Source organism: Methanothermococcus okinawensis IH1 (assembly GCF_000179575.2).
In the GTDB taxonomy this organism is placed as follows: Archaea; AGJL01; Methanococci; order Methanococcales; family Methanococcaceae; genus Methanofervidicoccus; species Methanofervidicoccus okinawensis.
The window spans coordinates 1430950-1448658 of sequence record NC_015636.1; the positions used below are offsets into that span (position 1 = coordinate 1430950).

The following is a 17709-nucleotide window of genomic DNA, read 5'->3' on the forward strand; positions in this document are numbered from 1 at the left end:
TATTTAATAGTTCCTTCTCTGTTTAGCATAATCTACAATAGACTTTCCATTTCTTCTAGTTCTACCAAGTGTCTTCATAATCTTATCGGCATCCCTTGAAGAAACTGTAATGTATGAGAAGTTTTCAAATACTGCAACATCATCTATATACCTACCTCTTACACCTGTTTCATCTTCAATATACTCTACAAGTTTTCTAGGGTTCATTCCATCTTTTTTTCCAAGAGCTATAAATAATCTTGTCTGACCCTCTTTAACTTCTTTAACATTACTATTTCTACTGTGCTTGATTTTGCCATATTTTTTTTCATTTAATTCATCGTTTAAACTATATTTTAAAAGGGATGCTATAACTTTTTCGGCATCGTTGTTATTTTCTTCCAATAATTTTTTAGCAATATCAAGATATTCTTGACTAACCTCACCTGAGCTCACAATCTTTGAAATATTTTCAATAACTGATGACTTTTTAGCATGGATAATATCTTCCACAGTTGGGAGCTCCCTTTTTTCAATATCTGTTTTTGCTATCTTCTTTATGTATTTCAATTTTCTAAATTCATCTGGTTGAACAAATGTAATTGCTGTTCCTTTTTTTCCAGCTCTTCCTGTTCTTCCGATTCTATGAACATAAGATTCTGGATTTTGTGGAAGGGAATAATTTATAACATGGGTAAGATTATTTATATCAATACCTCTTGCTGCAACATCTGTTGCTACAAGGATATTTGACCTTTTGTTTTTAAATCTGGATAATATTCTTTCTCTCTGATTTTGAACAATATCTCCATGAATACCTTCTGCCTTATATCCTCTATTTGCAAGCTTATTTGCTATGTCATTTACATCGGCCCTTGTTTTACAGAATACCAATCCGTAAAAATCATTGTTCATATCTATTGTTCTACACAATGCTTCAAATTTATCGGAGCTCCTAACATCATAGTAAATCTGTTCTACCATATCTGTTGTCAATTGCTCCTTTTTAACACTTATTACTTCATATTTTCTCATATGTTTTTTAGCCAATCCCATAATTTTCCTAGGTAATGTGGCAGAGAAAAGAAGCATTTTTTTATCGGGGTTTGTATATCTTAAAATTTCCTCAACATCATCTATAAAGCCCATATCAAGCATTTCATCAGCTTCATCAAGGACAACATAAGAAACATTGTGTAATTTTAGATTTCCTCTTTTTAAGTGGTCCAATATTCTTCCAGGAGTTCCTACAACAATATCAACCCCTCTTTTTAATTTCCTTGTCTGTTCAGTTATTGACTGCCCCCCATAAACAGGAAGTATATTTAACTTTTTATTTCCTTTTAATGAGTTTATCTCATCTGAAACCTGTATTGCGAGCTCCCTTGTTGGTGTAAGAACAAGTGCCTGAACATCCTTTGAATCCTCTTTAAGTGTTTCAATCATTGGTATTCCAAATGCCGCAGTTTTTCCAGTTCCAGTTTGTGCCTGTCCTATAATATCCAAGTTTCCTTTTAATAAGATAGGTATTGCTTTCTTTTGAATTGGTGTTGGACTTGTGAATCCTTTTTTTTCTAATGCATTTATTACATTTTCAGATAATCCTAATTCTTTAAATTCTGCCATAGTCATATAATCAACCTATTTTAATTTTTATCGGGAGGGTATAAAACTAACTCTTAAATGTCCCAATATTATAAAATAATAGTCCATAGAAGTAAGTTTTAACCCCCTTATTTAATCGTTATTAATCTTTATTTTAATTTTTTTAATTATTTCATGTGTATTATTCATGTATCACATATTATATATGATATGTATTACTGTATATAACAAAATATGAATAAATATGATGTTATGTGAGCTCCCACTATCTATATAATATCTCCAAAAAAGCCATATACATCAATACATCATCATGCAGATTTTCCATTTTTGGATAAAGTATGTGAAAGCACTGGCACTTCCACGGATACTTATATTAAAGGTTAAATATGGAAGCACCACATTTTTAGCTAAATTACCAAAAAATTAAAAACTTTTTAAATTGAAAAAATAATCTTCTTCAATTATATGGTGTATAAATATCAAATCAAAGATTTCCGCTTAATTTCAATTTAGCTAAATTTAACTAAAAACTTATTTATACTTATGTTTTATCATATATATAGTTTGGTATTATTATTAATTTTTTCTAAATTTTATTATATTTTTTATCAGAATTTATTTTGGAGACTTTATAAAAATTATTATAAAATTATATGTTAAGTATATTATAGTTATTATGGACATCCATATCTCAATTATTGAGCAGGAGCCGTAGGAGTTTGTTGTTTTTGACTTTCCATCAATTTAACTTTTTTCTCCAAATCTTTCTGCATCTTTTCCATAAATTTGACAGTTTTTTCTATCTGTTCTTTAATCATGGTTTCTGCATTGGTTAGCTCTTCTGAGGACTTTTTGAAGTCTTCAACAACTTCGTCTATGTTTTTTTCAAGGAACACATCTGCACCAGCTCCAACTATAATGTTTTCACTGTCAATAACCTCTGCTTTTACAAATGCTCCACCGCCTAATGGAATTAAAATCTCCTTTGATTCTTTCAATCCATTCATGGATTCAATAGATTTCATTAATTCCATCTTCATAATCTCTATTTTCCCGAGCTCATCTTGAAGTTTTTTAACCTGCTGATTGTATAATTCCAACTCATAAAATTGTTTCTGTATCTCTTCGTTTGTCATTTTTTTCACCTGCAATTACCTGTGATTCAATATAAATATTAATTTCTATTATTATATTTACTTTTATATTTTTTTATTCATTTTATATTTTATATTTTATTTTCTAAATTTTTTTAATTCCTCTTTATACATCTTATTTTTATGGTTTATAAATCACAAACTATATATATCTATTTATAATTATTAATAATTATAAATTTAGTTTTGCATAATCTATTATTATTGTTATTATGCTATATGGTGATATCATGAATGTTTTCGGTGTCGTAGGTTATGTATTTGTTTTATTGAAGGCTTTAAGTGAAGCATGGCTTGATGTTGTAGGAAGAAGTATAAATGGGAGTATAAATCCTCAAATTGTTGAAATAGAAACTGATATTAATAATTTAATAGGTCAGGTTCTTTTAGCATGTAGTATCACCTTAACACCTGGAACATTAACAATAGGATTGTCTCCTGAAAAAAGAGTATTAAAAGTTGCCACAATAAGTCCAAGGAAAAGGGATGAAATCATCCCATTTGAACCATATATTAAAAAAATTTTTGACTAAATTATAATAATTTTTATATATCTATATATTAAAGATATTTAAACTTGATGTTATTATATGTATTTATTTTAAAGTTTTTTTACATTAATTATTTAAACCATTCAGGCGTTTTTAACAATTTATAACCTCCTAAAAAACCTGGTTTAGTGTGTATTTCAAAACCCAAACTTTTTAAATCCTTAATTCTTGAATGAACTGCTCCACGGCTCTCCCTGTTAATATATTTTTTTAAATATTCACCAGATATATAATCAGAATTTTTTGAAAATATTCCTTTTTCTTCCAGTATTTTTCTGGCTTTTTTTTTCCCAAACTCTTCTATAAGTTTAGCGTATGTTTTATTAACTTCTAACAATATGCACAATATTATAAAATGACCTAAATCTAATTTTAAATCTTTCTCGTAGGCATGTTCTAAAAATGTCCAAAAATCTAAATTCTTTCCATATTTCTTAAAATCCAATCTTTCAGGTGGCATATATCTATCACAGAAATGGTTTATTCAAAATATACATAAAAATATAAAAAATACATATAACTAATTTATAATTACAATTAACAATAATTTATAATTACCATAATATATATTATATTATTATTTATTTAATTTTATTAACATTATTAGTTAGTATATTTATTTAGCATATGATTTTATCAATTTATAACGCTTATTTAGCTTTATTTATATTTAATTATATATTAAAATTTATTTATATATTAATTTACATTTATACATCATTTACTATATTTTATTATACTCTATTATAATATTATATTTTATTATAATATTTTATTATATCTTCATATCTTTTTGGTGATTTTATGAATTGGGTTGAAAAATACAGACCAAAAACCATGGCTGAGGTTGTTGGAAATACAAAAATTAAAGAAGAATTAAAAAAATGGATTGAGGATTATTTACAGGGTAAGCCTGTAAAACCTGTTCTGCTTGTTGGACCTCCGGGATGCGGTAAAACAACACTTGCAAATGCCCTTGCAAATGATTATGGTTTTGAAATAATTGAGTTAAATGCAAGTGATAAAAGAAATAAGGATGTTATTAAGCAGGTAGTTGGAAGTGCATCAGTTTCAAAGTCATTATCTGGAAAAAGAGCTCTGATTATTTTGGATGAAGTTGATGGAATATCGGGAAACAGCGATAGGGGAGGGGTGAGCGAGATATTAAAAATAATAAAAACAGCAAAAAATCCTATAATATTAACTGCAAATGATATTTACAAACCATCGTTAATGTCTTTGAGAAATGCCTGTAAAATCGTGAAAATTGGGTCTGTTCATACAAATTCCATAGTCCCAGTATTGAGAAGAATAGCTCTAAAAGAAGGTTTTAATGTAGATGATAGTGTTCTTAAAATAATAGCAAAACATGCAGGTGGCGATGTTAGGGCTGCCATTAACGACTTAGAATCCCTTGCCCTTGGAAATGATTTAAATCTAGAAGAGGTTAAGGAGCTCCCAGATAGGGATGTTGAAAAAAATATATTTGATGCCATAAGAATTATATTTAAAACCACACATTACGATATTGCGGTATCTTCTGTGTATGATGTAAAGGAAGATATTGGAACTGTTGAAGAGTGGATTGCCGAGAATATACCAAGGGAATACAAAAAGAAAGAGGATATAGTCCGTGCTTATGATTATCTTTCAAAGGCAGATATATTTTTAGGAAGAGTTTATAAAAGGCAGTATTATGGGCTTTGGAGATATGCCTCTGCACTCATGACTGCGGGAGTAGCTCTTGCAAAGGATGAAAAATACCGAGGTTTTGTTTCTTATGTTAGACCTACGGTATTTACAAAACTTATGAAAACAAAGGCAAAACGAAATATTTTAAACAAAATACTTAATAAAATAAGTTCAAAAACCCATGTAGCCACCAAAAGAGCCAGAGAAGATTTATCATATCTACAACTTATACTTAAATCAAATCCCGAACTTGGAGCGGAGCTCGTAGAATTTTATGAATTTACTGTTGATGAAGTGGAATATTTAACAAATAAAACCACTGCTAAAAAGATATTTAAGATAATAAAGGAAAAAAGAGAATTAGAAGAAAAATTAAAATCAAAATTAAAGACTTCTGAAATAGAAAAAGATAAAAATGAGACTAAAAAGAAAAAGAAGATTAAAGATAAAAAAGTAAATAATAACGAAAAAAATCTAAAAGACAGTATTGAAACTATTGAAGAAATTATTAAAGATACTGAAAATAAAGAGAAAAAAGAAAAAGAACTATTTAATAAAACAGATGATAACAAATCCAAACCATCCAGTGCTAAAAAGGATAAGAAGGATAAAAATAAAGAAAAGCCTAAACAAATAACATTGGAAGCGTTTTTTTAAAATTTTAATTTCTTTCTTAAAGTTCCATGCTTATATTCTATTTTATTTATATTTATCTATTTATTTATTTTATTTATATATTTTTAACCAATATATCCAATACCAACACATACTCTCTTGGAGAATAGGATTTTACAACTCTTTTTTCCAAAATCTCACAATTACATTTAGATTTAAATAACTCAATGGCATCGTTGAAATCCTTACCAATAGTATAATAATGGATTATACCATTATCTTCGACAATATTTAGGGCTTTATCCACAAATAAGTGAGCATATTTAGGAAGATTCATTATTACCCTATTTCCTTTTACATCTACCATTCTCACATCTTTTAGGATTGGAGTTATTTTATTTTGGAGTCTGTTCAATTCTATATTCTTTTTAAGAAGTTCTATGGCATTAGGATTTATGTCTATGGCATAAATTTTCTTTGCATTTTTGCATGCTATGGAAAATGGACCAACTCCGCAAAACATATCAACAACAACATCGTCAAATTTTACTTTTTCCATGATTCTTTTTCTCTCCCATCCCAATCTAGGTGAAAAATAGACCTTTTCAACATCCACCCATAATTTATAACCATTTTCTTTATAAAGTGTTAAAGTTCTATACTCACCTGCTAAGAGCTCTAACTCTCTAATTCTAAACTCTCCTTTTATATTGCTTTTTCGTCTAAACACTGATTTAATGGATGGAATTAATTTTAATGCAGTTTTTCCTATCTTTTTTCTCATTTCTTCGTTAATTTCATCCGATATTTGAAGTATTACAATATCTCCAATAACATCGTAGGATAAAGCTATAAGTCCTTCTTCTACTTCTTTTTTAAAGTTTTTAAGTAAGTATCCTCTAAAATTCATCTGTCTTTTTTTTGCTTTTTTTAGATATTCATCATTCACTTCAACAAATTCAATTTTATTAATTATTTTATTAATCAGCTCATTTATATCTTTTTTTATATCTTCATTTAAATTTATCAAGGGGATGTATAAATAATCGTCTTCTTTTTTTAAGCTATAATTTTTATTTAGTAAATTATTATCTAAAAGAAATCTTCTTATCTTCTCCCCTTCTTTTATATCAACTTTACAACAGATTACCATACAATCACCGAGATATTGGAGATTAACTTACTCCTTATTAATTTAAATATATTTTGCTTTTTAATTAAATATGAGAATAAAAGATTATTAAAAAAGAAAAATTAATTAAAAATGTGAATTTATACTTTGTTTTTAAGTTTATAATAATGATATTCAACAGTTTTTAAGTTTATTCCAGTTAGTTCTGAAATCTCTTTTGGATGTTTGTCAAGATATTTAGATATAATTTCTTCATTTTTTGAAGGTCTCCCTGTTTTTACCGTTATGGGCTTAACTTCCAAACCAATGTCTTTTAATGCTTCAATTAGTTTTTTATTTGTTCGTTCATATTTTGATTTTGGCAAATATATAATCTCAATATTTGAGTTCTCCAATAGCTCAATAACTAAATTTTTGGATAATTCTGTGTTTATATATATTTCCTTTTCATCACCAAAATTTAGATTATCAATCCTTTTAATAAGTTCTTTTGCAGATTTTCCCCTTAATTCTATCATATTATCCTTTTATTTTATATCAATATATGTAATTATATTATTATATTATAGTTATTTAAATTTATTATCATCTTATTGTATTGTTATATCTTACCATACTATTATTTTATCTTATTATTACCACTATATGAAGAAATATATTTATATATATTTCCGTAAATAATATATAGTAGGTAGTTTAGAATTAGATATTATCGGTGTATTTAAATATATGTTAAAAAATAGAGATAGGTGGGATTATGAGAGAGATTATAATTTCAGAGTGTATGGACCTATTAACCAAATATGATTTTATAGTTTCACAGTCATTTAGCAGGTCATGCTTTGATATACTTGCTAGAAAAGATGATGAAAAATATCTAATAAAAGTATTAAAAAATATAGACAGTTTAAGCCATGAACAGTCCATGGAACTTATAAAGATATCTCGTATATTAAATGCTATTCCATTATTAATCGGGGTAAGAACAAGGAATGTTCCAATGGAAAATGATGTGGTGTATGAACGGCACAATGTAAAGGCAATAACACTTGGAACTTTTAAATTATATTTAGAAGGTAGTCCCCCTATTATTTATGCAGGCAGGGGTGGATTCTTTGTAAATATTGATGGAGAGGCACTGAAAGAAATTAGGGAAAAATTAAATATTTCAGTAGGTGAGCTCGCAGAGTTTTCAAATGTTTCAAGAAAAGCCATATATAAATATGAACAGAATAAAGCAAATCCTTCTATTGAAGTTGCTTTAAAAATAGAACAGTATTTAGATGCTCCATTGGTCAAAGGAATACCTTTGGAACTAAATTACAACAATGGACCTTTAAGCACTGAAACAAACAACGAGGATAATATATATAATAAATATGATAAATACGACAAGTATGGTAATGAACACGACAATAATAGCAGTAGTGGATACGAGGAAGAATTTAAAATGCATGTTATGAAATTACTTGATGAATTGGGATTTAACATGATTGAGACAAAAAAAGCTCCATTTGATGCAGTTGCTGAAAAACATGATATTTATGAGTATAAGGAATACAACATAAATGCATTATTATTAACAAATATTGAAGAAACAGAAACCGAAGAAACTAGAAAGAAAGCATTAATTGTAAATAAATTATCATCTATATTAAATAGTCATTCGTTATTAATTTTAGAAAAGGGAGCAAGAGATATAGGAAATATAAAAACCATAAGTATAAAAGAATTGGAAAAAATGGATGATGCATTTGAATTATTTGATTATTTGATAAATAAAAGTAGAAATACCTCATCCAGTAAATAATAAATTTTAATATAAGTATATAAAATATATAAAAACTAAAAACCAATATAATAATTAAAAAGTAAATAAAAACATAATAAATATAAAATAAATAAAATAGAAATTATTTCAATGCCATTTTTACATCAGCAGCTTTTACTGTTTTTCTACCAGCATGTTTTGCCAATTCTACGGAAGTCTGAGCAATATCCATTGCTATTTCTTCTAATTGCTCAGCAAGAAGAACTGCGGCTTCTCTGCTTACTCTTTCAGCACCAGCTTTTTTTAATATTCTTTCCATTGGAGCTATTGGAAGTTCTGTCATATATATCACCTATCTTTATTTAATAGTTAGATTTAAGTATGTAATCTATTTTAATTATACTTTAAGTTGGTATTTTACCTATATTTAAACTTTTCGGTTTTATTTACATTCTATTTTTGTATATCTTAAAAATAATAAATTAATATTGTAATAGAAGGATAGATATATTCCGAACATAACTTATAATATTTATGCTATTTTTTAACTTTGAATTCAAGGACTATTCCCTCATCAAAGGGATAATATTTTTCTAATTTTAGTTTTACGCACTCATCAACGGTTTTAAAGCCTTCCCCATCAACATAAGTAGGAGCTCCTACTCCTCCAAATATTTTTGGAGCTACATATACACTAACCTCATCAACGAGATTTTCTTTAAACATGCCCCAATTTAATGTGCCACCTCCTTCCAAAAGTATCTTTTTTATGCCTTTTTTATATAATATTTCCATTAATTTTTTTAGATTTACCTTTTCAATTCCAGTTCTAATTATTTCTACATTTTCCATATCTTTTAATTTATTTATCTTCTCTATTTTATTTGGAGTATCCTTTAAAGTCGTGGCAATTATGGTTTTGGCATCTTTATTCAATACCCTTGCATTTAATGGTATCCTTAAATTACTATCGATGACAATTCTTATGGGATTATCCCCTATTTTTGCATCTATTTTATGAACTGTTAATCTTGGGTCATCCTTTAAAATCGTTCCTATGCCCACCATTATACCATCAACATTTTTTCTAATATTATGGACTCTTTTTAAATCCTCTTCACCTGAAATTCTTGAATCATTGTCAATTGTTGCCAATTTTCCATCCAATGACATTCCAACATTGGAGATAACATAAGGTTTAAGGAGCTCACCCAAAAATACCACCTCGAATAAAGTTAAATAATAAAGTTTAAATGAATATGTCTAAAACAGTAATAATATTTTTCTTTAAAATAATATATTATTTGCCGTCTTCGGACATTATAAATTCCATACATTTACCGCTGAATTGGTATTCCCTACATTTCCTAATAATATAAGAATACAAACTTTCAATGTCCTTTAAATCACCATGACTGTATATTAATATATCCCTTCTAATATTGGTATTTACTTTGATACCATTGCTTTCCAGTTCTTCTATGATTTCCTTGGCATAGTGTTTTCCAGCCCTGTCAAAATCGGTTAATAAAATAACCTCTTTAACACCATTTTTTACGAGCTCATCTGCAATTTCAAAAAAAGGCGTATGTGATACAGTTATGAAATTACCATCTATCCCTAATTTTTTTAATGATTCAATGTCCTTTTTTCCTTCAACAAGTATTGGTTTGCCGTTTTTACTTTCCTCTTTAAGTTCGTCAATGGTTTCAATAAGTTTTAAAAAGTATTCCTCTCTTTTCATATTATCACAATAAATAAAAAAATCTTAATAATGCAAAAACCAATATGGTGTAATAATATACATAAAATAAATAATACATATAAAATATATTAAAATTAAGATTAAAATCATTTTGGAATAGGTAATGGTTCTGATTTATGTTTGTTTAAGGCTATTCTTTTTAGAATATCATCTATTGTTAAAATAGGCACATTCAATTCCTTTGAAATTGATTCTTTGTCCATATTATGTTCAATTCTTATTAAAATTTTATCGAGAAGTTCATAGCTTATACCGAGCTCAGCTTCATCGGTTTGACCTTCCCAAAGTCCTGCTGATGGTGCCTTGTTTATTATTTCATTGGGAATACCCAAATATTTTGCGAGCTCCCTTACTTCCGTTTTAAAGAGATTCCCTATTAATAAAAAATCACTTCCTAAATCCCCATATTTTGTTCCATAACCCATGTATATTTCTGATTTATTTGAAGTCCCTGCAACAAGTAAATTATTTTTATTTGCAAAGTAGTACAAGATACACATCCTTATTCTTGGTTTAAGATTTCCATCTGCAAGTTTATTAAACTCTCTTGTTGGAACATACCCTCCTGCTCCGAATGCCTTTAAAATATCTGTTATATCTGAAATAATATATTTTATGCCAAGTTTTTTTGCAATTAATTCAGCATGTTCCTTATCCATAGGATTTGAGTTTTTCTCTGGCATTATTATACCTAAAACTTTATCTTTTCCAAGTGCCTTTACGCATAAGGTAGCCACCAATGAGCTATCTATGCCCCCACTTAAACCAACTACTACCCCATTTGCATTGGCATTTTTAACCATGTTATTTACAAAATTAGTTAATTTATCCGTCAATTCTTCATAATCCATTATATCACCGTTTTTATGTATTTTTATTTTATTTATTAATTATTTTTATAATTTTAATAATTTTCTATAATATATTTATTATTTTTAATATTTTATTAATTATATATTATTATATTTTAATATTTCTTTAAAAATGTTATATTTTAATTATATTCTATAATATGTTTTGATTATATATAGGGTAGTTTATATGTTTAATAAAAATATTAATATTATATAACTTCACATTTGATTAAAATATTTTGGTGATATTGTGCAGTTAAGGTTGAATTCTGGAAACATATTAAACAAAAATGTTCATGAGGTCGGAATAATAGCATTGGGTTCTTTTTTGGAAAACCATGGTTCAATTTTGCCAATAGATACCGATGCAAAAATAGCCTCATATATATCTTTAAATGTAGCAATATTAACTGGTGCAAAATTTTTAGGCGTGGTTCTACCATCTACTGAGTATGATTATGTAAAGCACGGAATACACAACAAACCAGAGGAAGTTATAGAATATTTAAAATATATTATAAATGAAGGAAAAAAGCTTGGTGTAAAAAAATTTTTAATAATTAACTGTCATGGTGGAAATACACTTATATCCAATCTATTAAATGACTTGGAGAACCAGTATAGTGTAAGAATAATATTAAAAAATATAACATTTACCCATGCTGCAACGGAGGAGCTCTCTGTTGGAAGTGTAATTGGAATAGCTGATGAAGCTGAAAACCGATTAAAAGAGCATGACTTTAATAAATATCCTGAAATAGGTATGGTTGGATTAAAAGAAGCCAGAGAACAAAATAAATACATAGATGAAGAGGCAAAATTTGTTGAAAAGCATGGTGTAAAAATTGATAGGGGGCTTGGTGAAAAGATTCTAAAAAAAGCCATCTCAGAATGTGTAGAAATTGTTAAAGAATTAAGTAATGATAAAAAATAAATTAACATTAAAATAATTAAGAATTAAATAATATCTCAAAAAATGTAAAAATAAAGATATAAAAGATATGAAAATACAAAATATTATATGCAATATAAAATGTAAATTAAAAAATTAAATAAATAAAAAAAATAAATAAACGAAAAGTAACTCGTTTATCCTCTTGCTTCCTTAGCTTTTGGTCTCAATTTTGAGTATCCACATTTTCTGCATTTTGTAGCTTTCCATGGGTTTCTTGCATTGCATCTCATGCAAATTTTTTTCTTAAAAATTCTATTCATTGCTTCTTCAAATGCCATGTTTCTCACCTTGATGTTATAATAAGTTAAATATTTTTTCCACTATATATTATTTACTCTTTTATAATATTTTAGAAAAATTAGAAAACATTAAGTTTTCATCTATTTTTAATTTTTTGCAAAACTTCATTTTGAATTTGGATAATTTCCTTGGAAGTCTTACCGCAATAACTTTCAAGCAATTCTTTATTAACATCTATAAAAGTTTTTGCCCATTTGAAACCATTTAATAAAGAGAGGGCATCCTTTTTATAGTTTGTGATATAAAGTATAGCAATGAATGCCTCCAAGGTTGAAAGTTTGCAAGGTTTTCCATAATTTACAGGATTCGCTGCTACTAAAAATGGGAGACTTCGCTGGTTTTTGGAATTAGTCATTTTAAATACTTTCTCAGCCTGTTTCCAAGAACAATCCAATGCCATTATCCCATATTTTTCAATTATCGGTCTATCCTCAACAGAAACCGCAGTTTCAGCAAAAGGATTTAATAAAATGCTGTTCCTTGGTATCTTATAATGGTTTTTTATAATTTTTGCCATTCCAAGTCTTCCCATTTTCAATGCAGTGCATTTTTTAGGGTCACACTGGTTTGTGTGATATATATATAATTTCATAATTATTACTCACCATTATAGTATTTAAATGTAAATGATATAGGTGTAATTTAGATGTAAATTAAATAAATAATAAATGATAACTATTGCTGAAATTATAAATTTCATATATTAAATATATTGTGGAAAATATATCCCAGATAAATAATTGAAAAAATTAAAATTAAAAAATGTATATTATAAAAATAATAAAAATATATTTTTATAAAAAATAAAGTTTGATAACATGAAGGTAGGATTTTTGCTTGGAAAAGAACATGAAACACTTCCATATTCAGAACTAAATGCACTTTTGGAAATATATGATATTGATAAAAATTTGAGTATATTTGATAATTATGTGGTATTAGATAAATTAGATGATGATAATAGCGATAACGATAAAGATAACAAAAATAACAACATATCAAAAGCAGAATATATGGAAACTATAAACAATATAGAAAGTATAACAAAAAGAAGTGCCTATATAAACGAAAGCCATTTAATATTATTTGAAATGCTGTATGTAGATAAAGATTTACAAAAAAATATTAATATGTTTTATAAAAATTTGATAGATTTGCCTCTTGATAATATATTGAATATAGATATATCAAAAGATACCTTTGCAGTCAGAGCTCTCAAAGTTCCCAAGGAAATTAAACAGAAAGAAGATAAAAATGAAAAAAATATTATAAAAAATACAAAAGATATAAAAGATATAAAAAAGCCAAATTCTATGGATATTGAAAGAGAAGTGGGAAGGATAATAAAAGAAAAAACTGGTGCAAAGGTAAATCTTAAAAATCCCTCAAAAGTTGTAAAAGTTATAATATTAAAGGATAGAATTTATTTGGCATTGTTAATTGAAAAAAGAGATAAGGAGTATTTCCAAAAAAACAGACCTCATCTAAGGGCATATTTTCATCCTGGGTGCATACTTCCAAAGCTTGCAAGATGTATGGTTAATTTAGCAAGATTAAAAGAAGGAGATATATTACTTGACCCATTTTGTGGAACTGGTGGATTTCTAATTGAAGGGGGATTTATAGGATGTAAATTAATTGGTAGTGACATCGATGACAGAATGGTTGAAGGAACATTGTTAAATCTTAAATCTTATAATTTAATGGATAATATAATATCTATTAAAAAATGGGATGCAAAATATATAAAAGATTATTTAAATACATTGAAAATAAAAGAAGTAGATGGAATTATTACAGACCCTCCCTATGGTATCTCGACATCTAAAAAGGGGGACATTGAAAGTATATTAAATAGTTTAGGGAATGTTCTAAAAGATAATGGATATATGGTTTTTGCATCTTCAAAAAAGGTATATTTAGAAGATTTACGATTAATGGATATGTATGAGATATACATCCATAAGAGTTTAACCCGATATGTGCATGTCTATAAAAAAGAATAATGAAACCTAAAAAATAAAATAATCAAAACATAAAAATTAATATATAGGAAATAAAATGATAATAAAATAATGATTTAAAAAATAATTTAAATAATAAAATAATAAAATAATAAAATAATAATATTATAAATATTTAAAATCACTTAATTCTTTTCTGATTTCATCTACACTTGTATTATCTTCTATGGTAGATAAATCCCCTAATTCTTCTCCCATTATTAGTTTTTTAAGTATTCTTCTCATAATTTTTCCACTTCTTGTTTTAGGGAGTTTATTTACAAATAAAATCATGTGTGGTGTGGCAATAGGACCCATTGTTTCTTTCACATAATGTATGAGCTCTTCCTTCAATTCCTTTTTATTTTGATAACCTTTGTTTAATACCACAAATGCCACTGGAACTTCTCCTTTAATATCGTCTGGTTTTCCAATAACTGCACTTTCTGCAACTGCGGGATGGGAGATGAGAACATGTTCAACTTCTGCTGTTCCTATCCTATGCCCTGCTACATTTAAAACCTCATCAGCCCTACCTAATATCCAGAAATATCCATCTTCATCCTTTATAGCATAATCTGATGGACAATAACAATTTTTTATTCTTTCCCAATATGCTGCCCTATACCGTGCATCGTTCTTCCATAATCCCATCAACATTCCAGGCCATGGATTCTTAATGACCAACAACCCCCTTTTATTTGGTGGAAGACTATTTCCATATTCATCCACTACATCAGCATCTATACCTATGCCGGGGAATGTGGCTGAACCTGGTTTTAAAGGAATATCTTGTATGCCTATTGGTGGATATATAACATGACCTCCCGTTTCTGTCTGCCAATAACAATCACATATTGGACATCTTTTCTGACCTACAACTTCGTAATACCATTTCCAAGCCCTTGGGTTTATCGGTTCTCCAACGCTTCCAAGCATTCTAAGGGTGGATAAATTATATTTTTTTACCCATTCTTCCCCATACATCATCAACATCCTTATTGCCGTTGGGGCAGTATATAATATGGTAACTCCATGTTTTTCTATAATTTCCCATATTCTTCCAGGATTTGGATAATCTATTGCCCCTTCATACATTACAATAGTAGTTCCACATGCCAACGGTGCATATACCACATAACTATGTCCTGTTATCCATCCAATATCTGCTGTGCACCAAAACACATCCATATCGTTAATGCCCCATGTCCATTCAAGTGTTTTTGTGGTATAAACCATAAATCCTCCTGTTGAATGCACAACCCCTTTTGGTTTTCCAGTAGTTCCGCTCGTATATAATATAAATAGCGGATGATTTGCTTCCACAGGCACAGGTTCTACATAATTTTTTGCCCCCTTCATGAGCTCATCCCAGCAATAGTCCCTTCCTTCCATCAATTTTAAATCGTTATTTCTTTTTACATATACCGTATGATTTATAGTGGGGCAGTTTAAAAGTGCCTTATCAACTATACCCTTTAAATCTATTTTTTTACCCCTTCTATAAAGTATATCGGAAGTTATCAAAACCTTTGCCTCTGCATCATTTATTCGTTCTGCAAGTGCATCAGCTGAAAATCCTGAAAATACCACTGAATGTATAGCCCCAATCCTTGCACATGCAAGCATAGCTATTGCAGCTTCTGGTATCATGGGCATATATATTGCTACCCTATCGCCAGTCTCTACACCTAAATTCTGCAAAACATTTGCAAATTTATTAACCTCTCTATACAATTCATAGTATGTTAATATCCTACATTCTCCATTTTCTCCTTCCCATATTATGGCAGCCTTATTTCTTCTATTGTTTAGTATATGTCTATCTACACAATTATAACAGGCATTCAACCTTCCATTAATAAACCATTTTGCATAGGGAACATGCCACTCTAAAACTTTATCCCATGTTTTGTTCCAATCTAAACATTTTGCTTGTTCCCCCCAAAATTTTTCAGGATTTTCCAGTGCTTCTTTTTTTATACTATTTAATTTTTCCAGAGGTATATATTTATCCCCAGATTTCATATTAACACCTCTTAATTTATAATTATTAATCATTATAATTATCGTTATATACTACTATATAAGCATTTCGATTTTTAACAAAGATATATTCGTTAAATGTCGATTTAAAATAATAAAAAAATTAAATAATAAACGTATAATAATACATTTTATAATTAAATATAAATACATTAATTAGAATTAATTATGTATTTTGAAAATATATAAAATAATATAAAATATAAAATAATAATATCCAATTTCCCCTCGCAGATGGTGAATATATGAAAATAGAACAGTATATTTTACTTATGATAATACTAATAGGTTTTATATCTATGCCTTTGGTAATCCCAACGATTAAAACCACCCAACCTTATAGTGTATTTAATACAAAAGATGAGGGTTGTTCAAATTTTTTAATTTTAATGCATAGAGAAGGCAATGTAAAACCATTGATATATCCCTATAAAGATACAGATTTAAAAGAAAATTCAGTTTTATTTATTATAGGTCCAGATGTTGATTTTACAAAAGATGAGGGTGAGCTCCTAAAAAATTATGTTTCTTCTGGAAATACCCTTGTTATTGCCGATAATTTTAACAGAGGAAATAGTATTTTAAAATATATGAACATTTCGGAGAGATTTTCCAATAAGCCACTTTATGATATCATAGAACCAATAGCATTGTATAATGGGGGATATATCTTATTAAAAAATCCTACAACAATAAAGGACATATCCAACACAAATGGGCATATAATTATATCATCCAGTGCATCGAGTAATATAATCAATTATCCAAAACCAAACAATGAAAAATCCTATCCTTTAATGGTGGAAAAAGATTATGGCAACGGAAAAATAATATTAATTTCTGACCCAAATATATTTACAAACCAATTATTCAATACCAATAAAAAGTTTTTAAAAACTTATTTTAATTACAGTAATCAACACAGCATTGTATATTTCGATGAATACCATCATTCAGATGTAAATCCACAAAATATTGCTACAATCGTTGTAAATTCCAACAATATAACCCCCAAATTTCTAAGTTATTTGTCGATTATTGTATTGATAATTGTCGTTATATTGGAGAGCGATAAATTACAAACAATATTGATAAACAGAATACATAACATTATTATTGATATTGCTAATATGGTAGGAAATAATAAATTATTTAAATATTTAACAGAAGAAAACAATAATATTAATGATATTAAATTCTATAATTTAGACGATATTGCCAAAAAATACAATATGGATAAATCTACATTATATAAGATATTGAGTAAATTAAAATAATATAAAT

General features: G+C 27.7%; 18 protein-coding genes. 6 read left to right on the forward strand and 12 right to left on the reverse strand.

Annotation, left to right across the window (positions count from 1 at the left end):
• Positions 1-3: 3 nt before the first annotated feature.
• Entirely contained in the window at positions 4-1605 is a 1602-nt protein-coding gene (locus METOK_RS07055) for a DEAD/DEAH box helicase (RefSeq protein ID WP_048058095.1), read from the reverse strand.
• Between the two features lie 677 nt (positions 1606-2282).
• Positions 2283-2723, reverse strand: coding sequence for a prefoldin subunit alpha (gene pfdA, locus METOK_RS07060; RefSeq protein WP_013867533.1), 441 nt, complete (start codon positions 2721-2723; stop codon positions 2283-2285).
• A 230-nt stretch (positions 2724-2953) separates the two neighbouring features.
• Between pfdA and METOK_RS07065 the strand changes: the two genes are divergently transcribed.
• Positions 2954-3274, forward strand: a complete 321-nt coding sequence (locus tag METOK_RS07065; protein WP_013867534.1) for a monovalent cation/H+ antiporter subunit E — start codon at positions 2954-2956, stop codon at positions 3272-3274.
• 88 nt (positions 3275-3362) lie between these two features.
• On the opposite strand, the gene METOK_RS07070 is transcribed toward METOK_RS07065, so the two are convergent.
• Entirely contained in the window at positions 3363-3752 is a 390-nt protein-coding gene (locus tag METOK_RS07070; protein ID WP_013867535.1) for an HTH domain-containing protein, read from the reverse strand.
• A gap of 344 nt (positions 3753-4096) precedes the next feature.
• Here METOK_RS07070 and METOK_RS07075 point away from each other — a divergent pair, with 344 nt between their 5' ends.
• Complete coding sequence (locus METOK_RS07075) at positions 4097-5641, forward strand: replication factor C large subunit (RefSeq protein WP_013867536.1); 1545 nt, start codon at positions 4097-4099, stop codon at positions 5639-5641.
• 73 nt (positions 5642-5714) lie between these two features.
• On the opposite strand, the gene trm5b is transcribed toward METOK_RS07075, so the two are convergent.
• Positions 5715-6752 (reverse strand): tRNA (guanine(37)-N1)-methyltransferase Trm5b, encoded by a 1038-nt coding sequence (gene trm5b, locus METOK_RS07080; protein WP_013867537.1) that lies wholly within the window; start codon positions 6750-6752, stop codon positions 5715-5717.
• 119 nt (positions 6753-6871) lie between these two features.
• Positions 6872-7249 carry a hypothetical protein gene (locus METOK_RS07085; RefSeq protein ID WP_013867538.1) on the reverse strand — a complete coding sequence of 126 codons (378 nt, stop codon included), beginning with the start codon at positions 7247-7249 and terminating at the stop codon, positions 6872-6874.
• Positions 7250-7488: 239 nt separating this feature from the next.
• On the opposite strand from METOK_RS07085, the gene METOK_RS07090 reads away from it, so the two are divergent.
• Positions 7489-8541, forward strand: coding sequence for a transcriptional regulator (locus METOK_RS07090; RefSeq protein WP_013867539.1), 1053 nt, complete (start codon positions 7489-7491; stop codon positions 8539-8541).
• Positions 8542-8644: 103 nt separating this feature from the next.
• On the opposite strand, the gene METOK_RS07095 is transcribed toward METOK_RS07090, so the two are convergent.
• The 4 genes from METOK_RS07095 to METOK_RS07110 form a co-directional block, all read right to left on the reverse strand.
• Positions 8645-8845 carry a histone family protein gene (locus METOK_RS07095; protein ID WP_013867540.1) on the reverse strand — a complete coding sequence of 67 codons (201 nt, stop codon included), beginning with the start codon at positions 8843-8845 and terminating at the stop codon, positions 8645-8647.
• Positions 8846-9039: 194 nt separating this feature from the next.
• Positions 9040-9675: a 2,5-diamino-6-(ribosylamino)-4(3H)-pyrimidinone 5'-phosphate reductase gene (locus METOK_RS07100; RefSeq protein WP_048058096.1), complete on the reverse strand. Its 636-nt coding sequence runs from the start codon at positions 9673-9675 to the stop codon at positions 9040-9042.
• A gap of 127 nt (positions 9676-9802) precedes the next feature.
• Positions 9803-10246 (reverse strand): toprim domain-containing protein, encoded by a 444-nt coding sequence (locus METOK_RS07105; RefSeq protein WP_013867542.1) that lies wholly within the window; start codon positions 10244-10246, stop codon positions 9803-9805.
• Positions 10247-10353: 107 nt separating this feature from the next.
• Complete coding sequence (locus METOK_RS07110) at positions 10354-11118, reverse strand: NAD+ synthase (protein WP_013867543.1); 765 nt, start codon at positions 11116-11118, stop codon at positions 10354-10356.
• A gap of 253 nt (positions 11119-11371) precedes the next feature.
• Here METOK_RS07110 and arfB point away from each other — a divergent pair, with 253 nt between their 5' ends.
• Positions 11372-12055 (forward strand): 2-amino-5-formylamino-6-ribosylaminopyrimidin-4(3H)-one 5'-monophosphate deformylase, encoded by a 684-nt coding sequence (gene arfB, locus METOK_RS07115; RefSeq protein WP_013867544.1) that lies wholly within the window; start codon positions 11372-11374, stop codon positions 12053-12055.
• 155 nt (positions 12056-12210) lie between these two features.
• On the opposite strand, the gene METOK_RS07120 is transcribed toward arfB, so the two are convergent.
• Both METOK_RS07120 and METOK_RS07125 read right to left on the reverse strand, forming a co-directional pair.
• A complete protein-coding gene (locus METOK_RS07120) occupies positions 12211-12354 on the reverse strand; it encodes a 50S ribosomal protein L40e (protein WP_013867545.1) in 144 nt (47 codons plus the stop codon).
• Between the two features lie 98 nt (positions 12355-12452).
• A complete protein-coding gene (locus tag METOK_RS07125; protein ID WP_013867546.1) occupies positions 12453-12968 on the reverse strand; it encodes a DUF367 family protein in 516 nt (171 codons plus the stop codon).
• A gap of 226 nt (positions 12969-13194) precedes the next feature.
• Between METOK_RS07125 and METOK_RS07130 the strand changes: the two genes are divergently transcribed.
• Complete coding sequence (locus METOK_RS07130) at positions 13195-14382, forward strand: THUMP domain-containing protein (RefSeq protein WP_013867547.1); 1188 nt, start codon at positions 13195-13197, stop codon at positions 14380-14382.
• 123 nt (positions 14383-14505) lie between these two features.
• Here METOK_RS07130 and acs read toward each other — a convergent pair whose 3' ends face one another.
• On the reverse strand, positions 14506-16407 hold the full coding sequence (gene acs, locus METOK_RS07135; protein ID WP_013867548.1) for an acetate--CoA ligase: 1902 nt from the start codon (positions 16405-16407) through the stop codon (positions 14506-14508).
• Positions 16408-16670: 263 nt separating this feature from the next.
• Between acs and METOK_RS07140 the strand changes: the two genes are divergently transcribed.
• Complete coding sequence (locus METOK_RS07140) at positions 16671-17702, forward strand: DUF4350 domain-containing protein (RefSeq protein ID WP_013867549.1); 1032 nt, start codon at positions 16671-16673, stop codon at positions 17700-17702.
• The last annotated feature ends 7 nt before the right edge of the window (positions 17703-17709 follow it).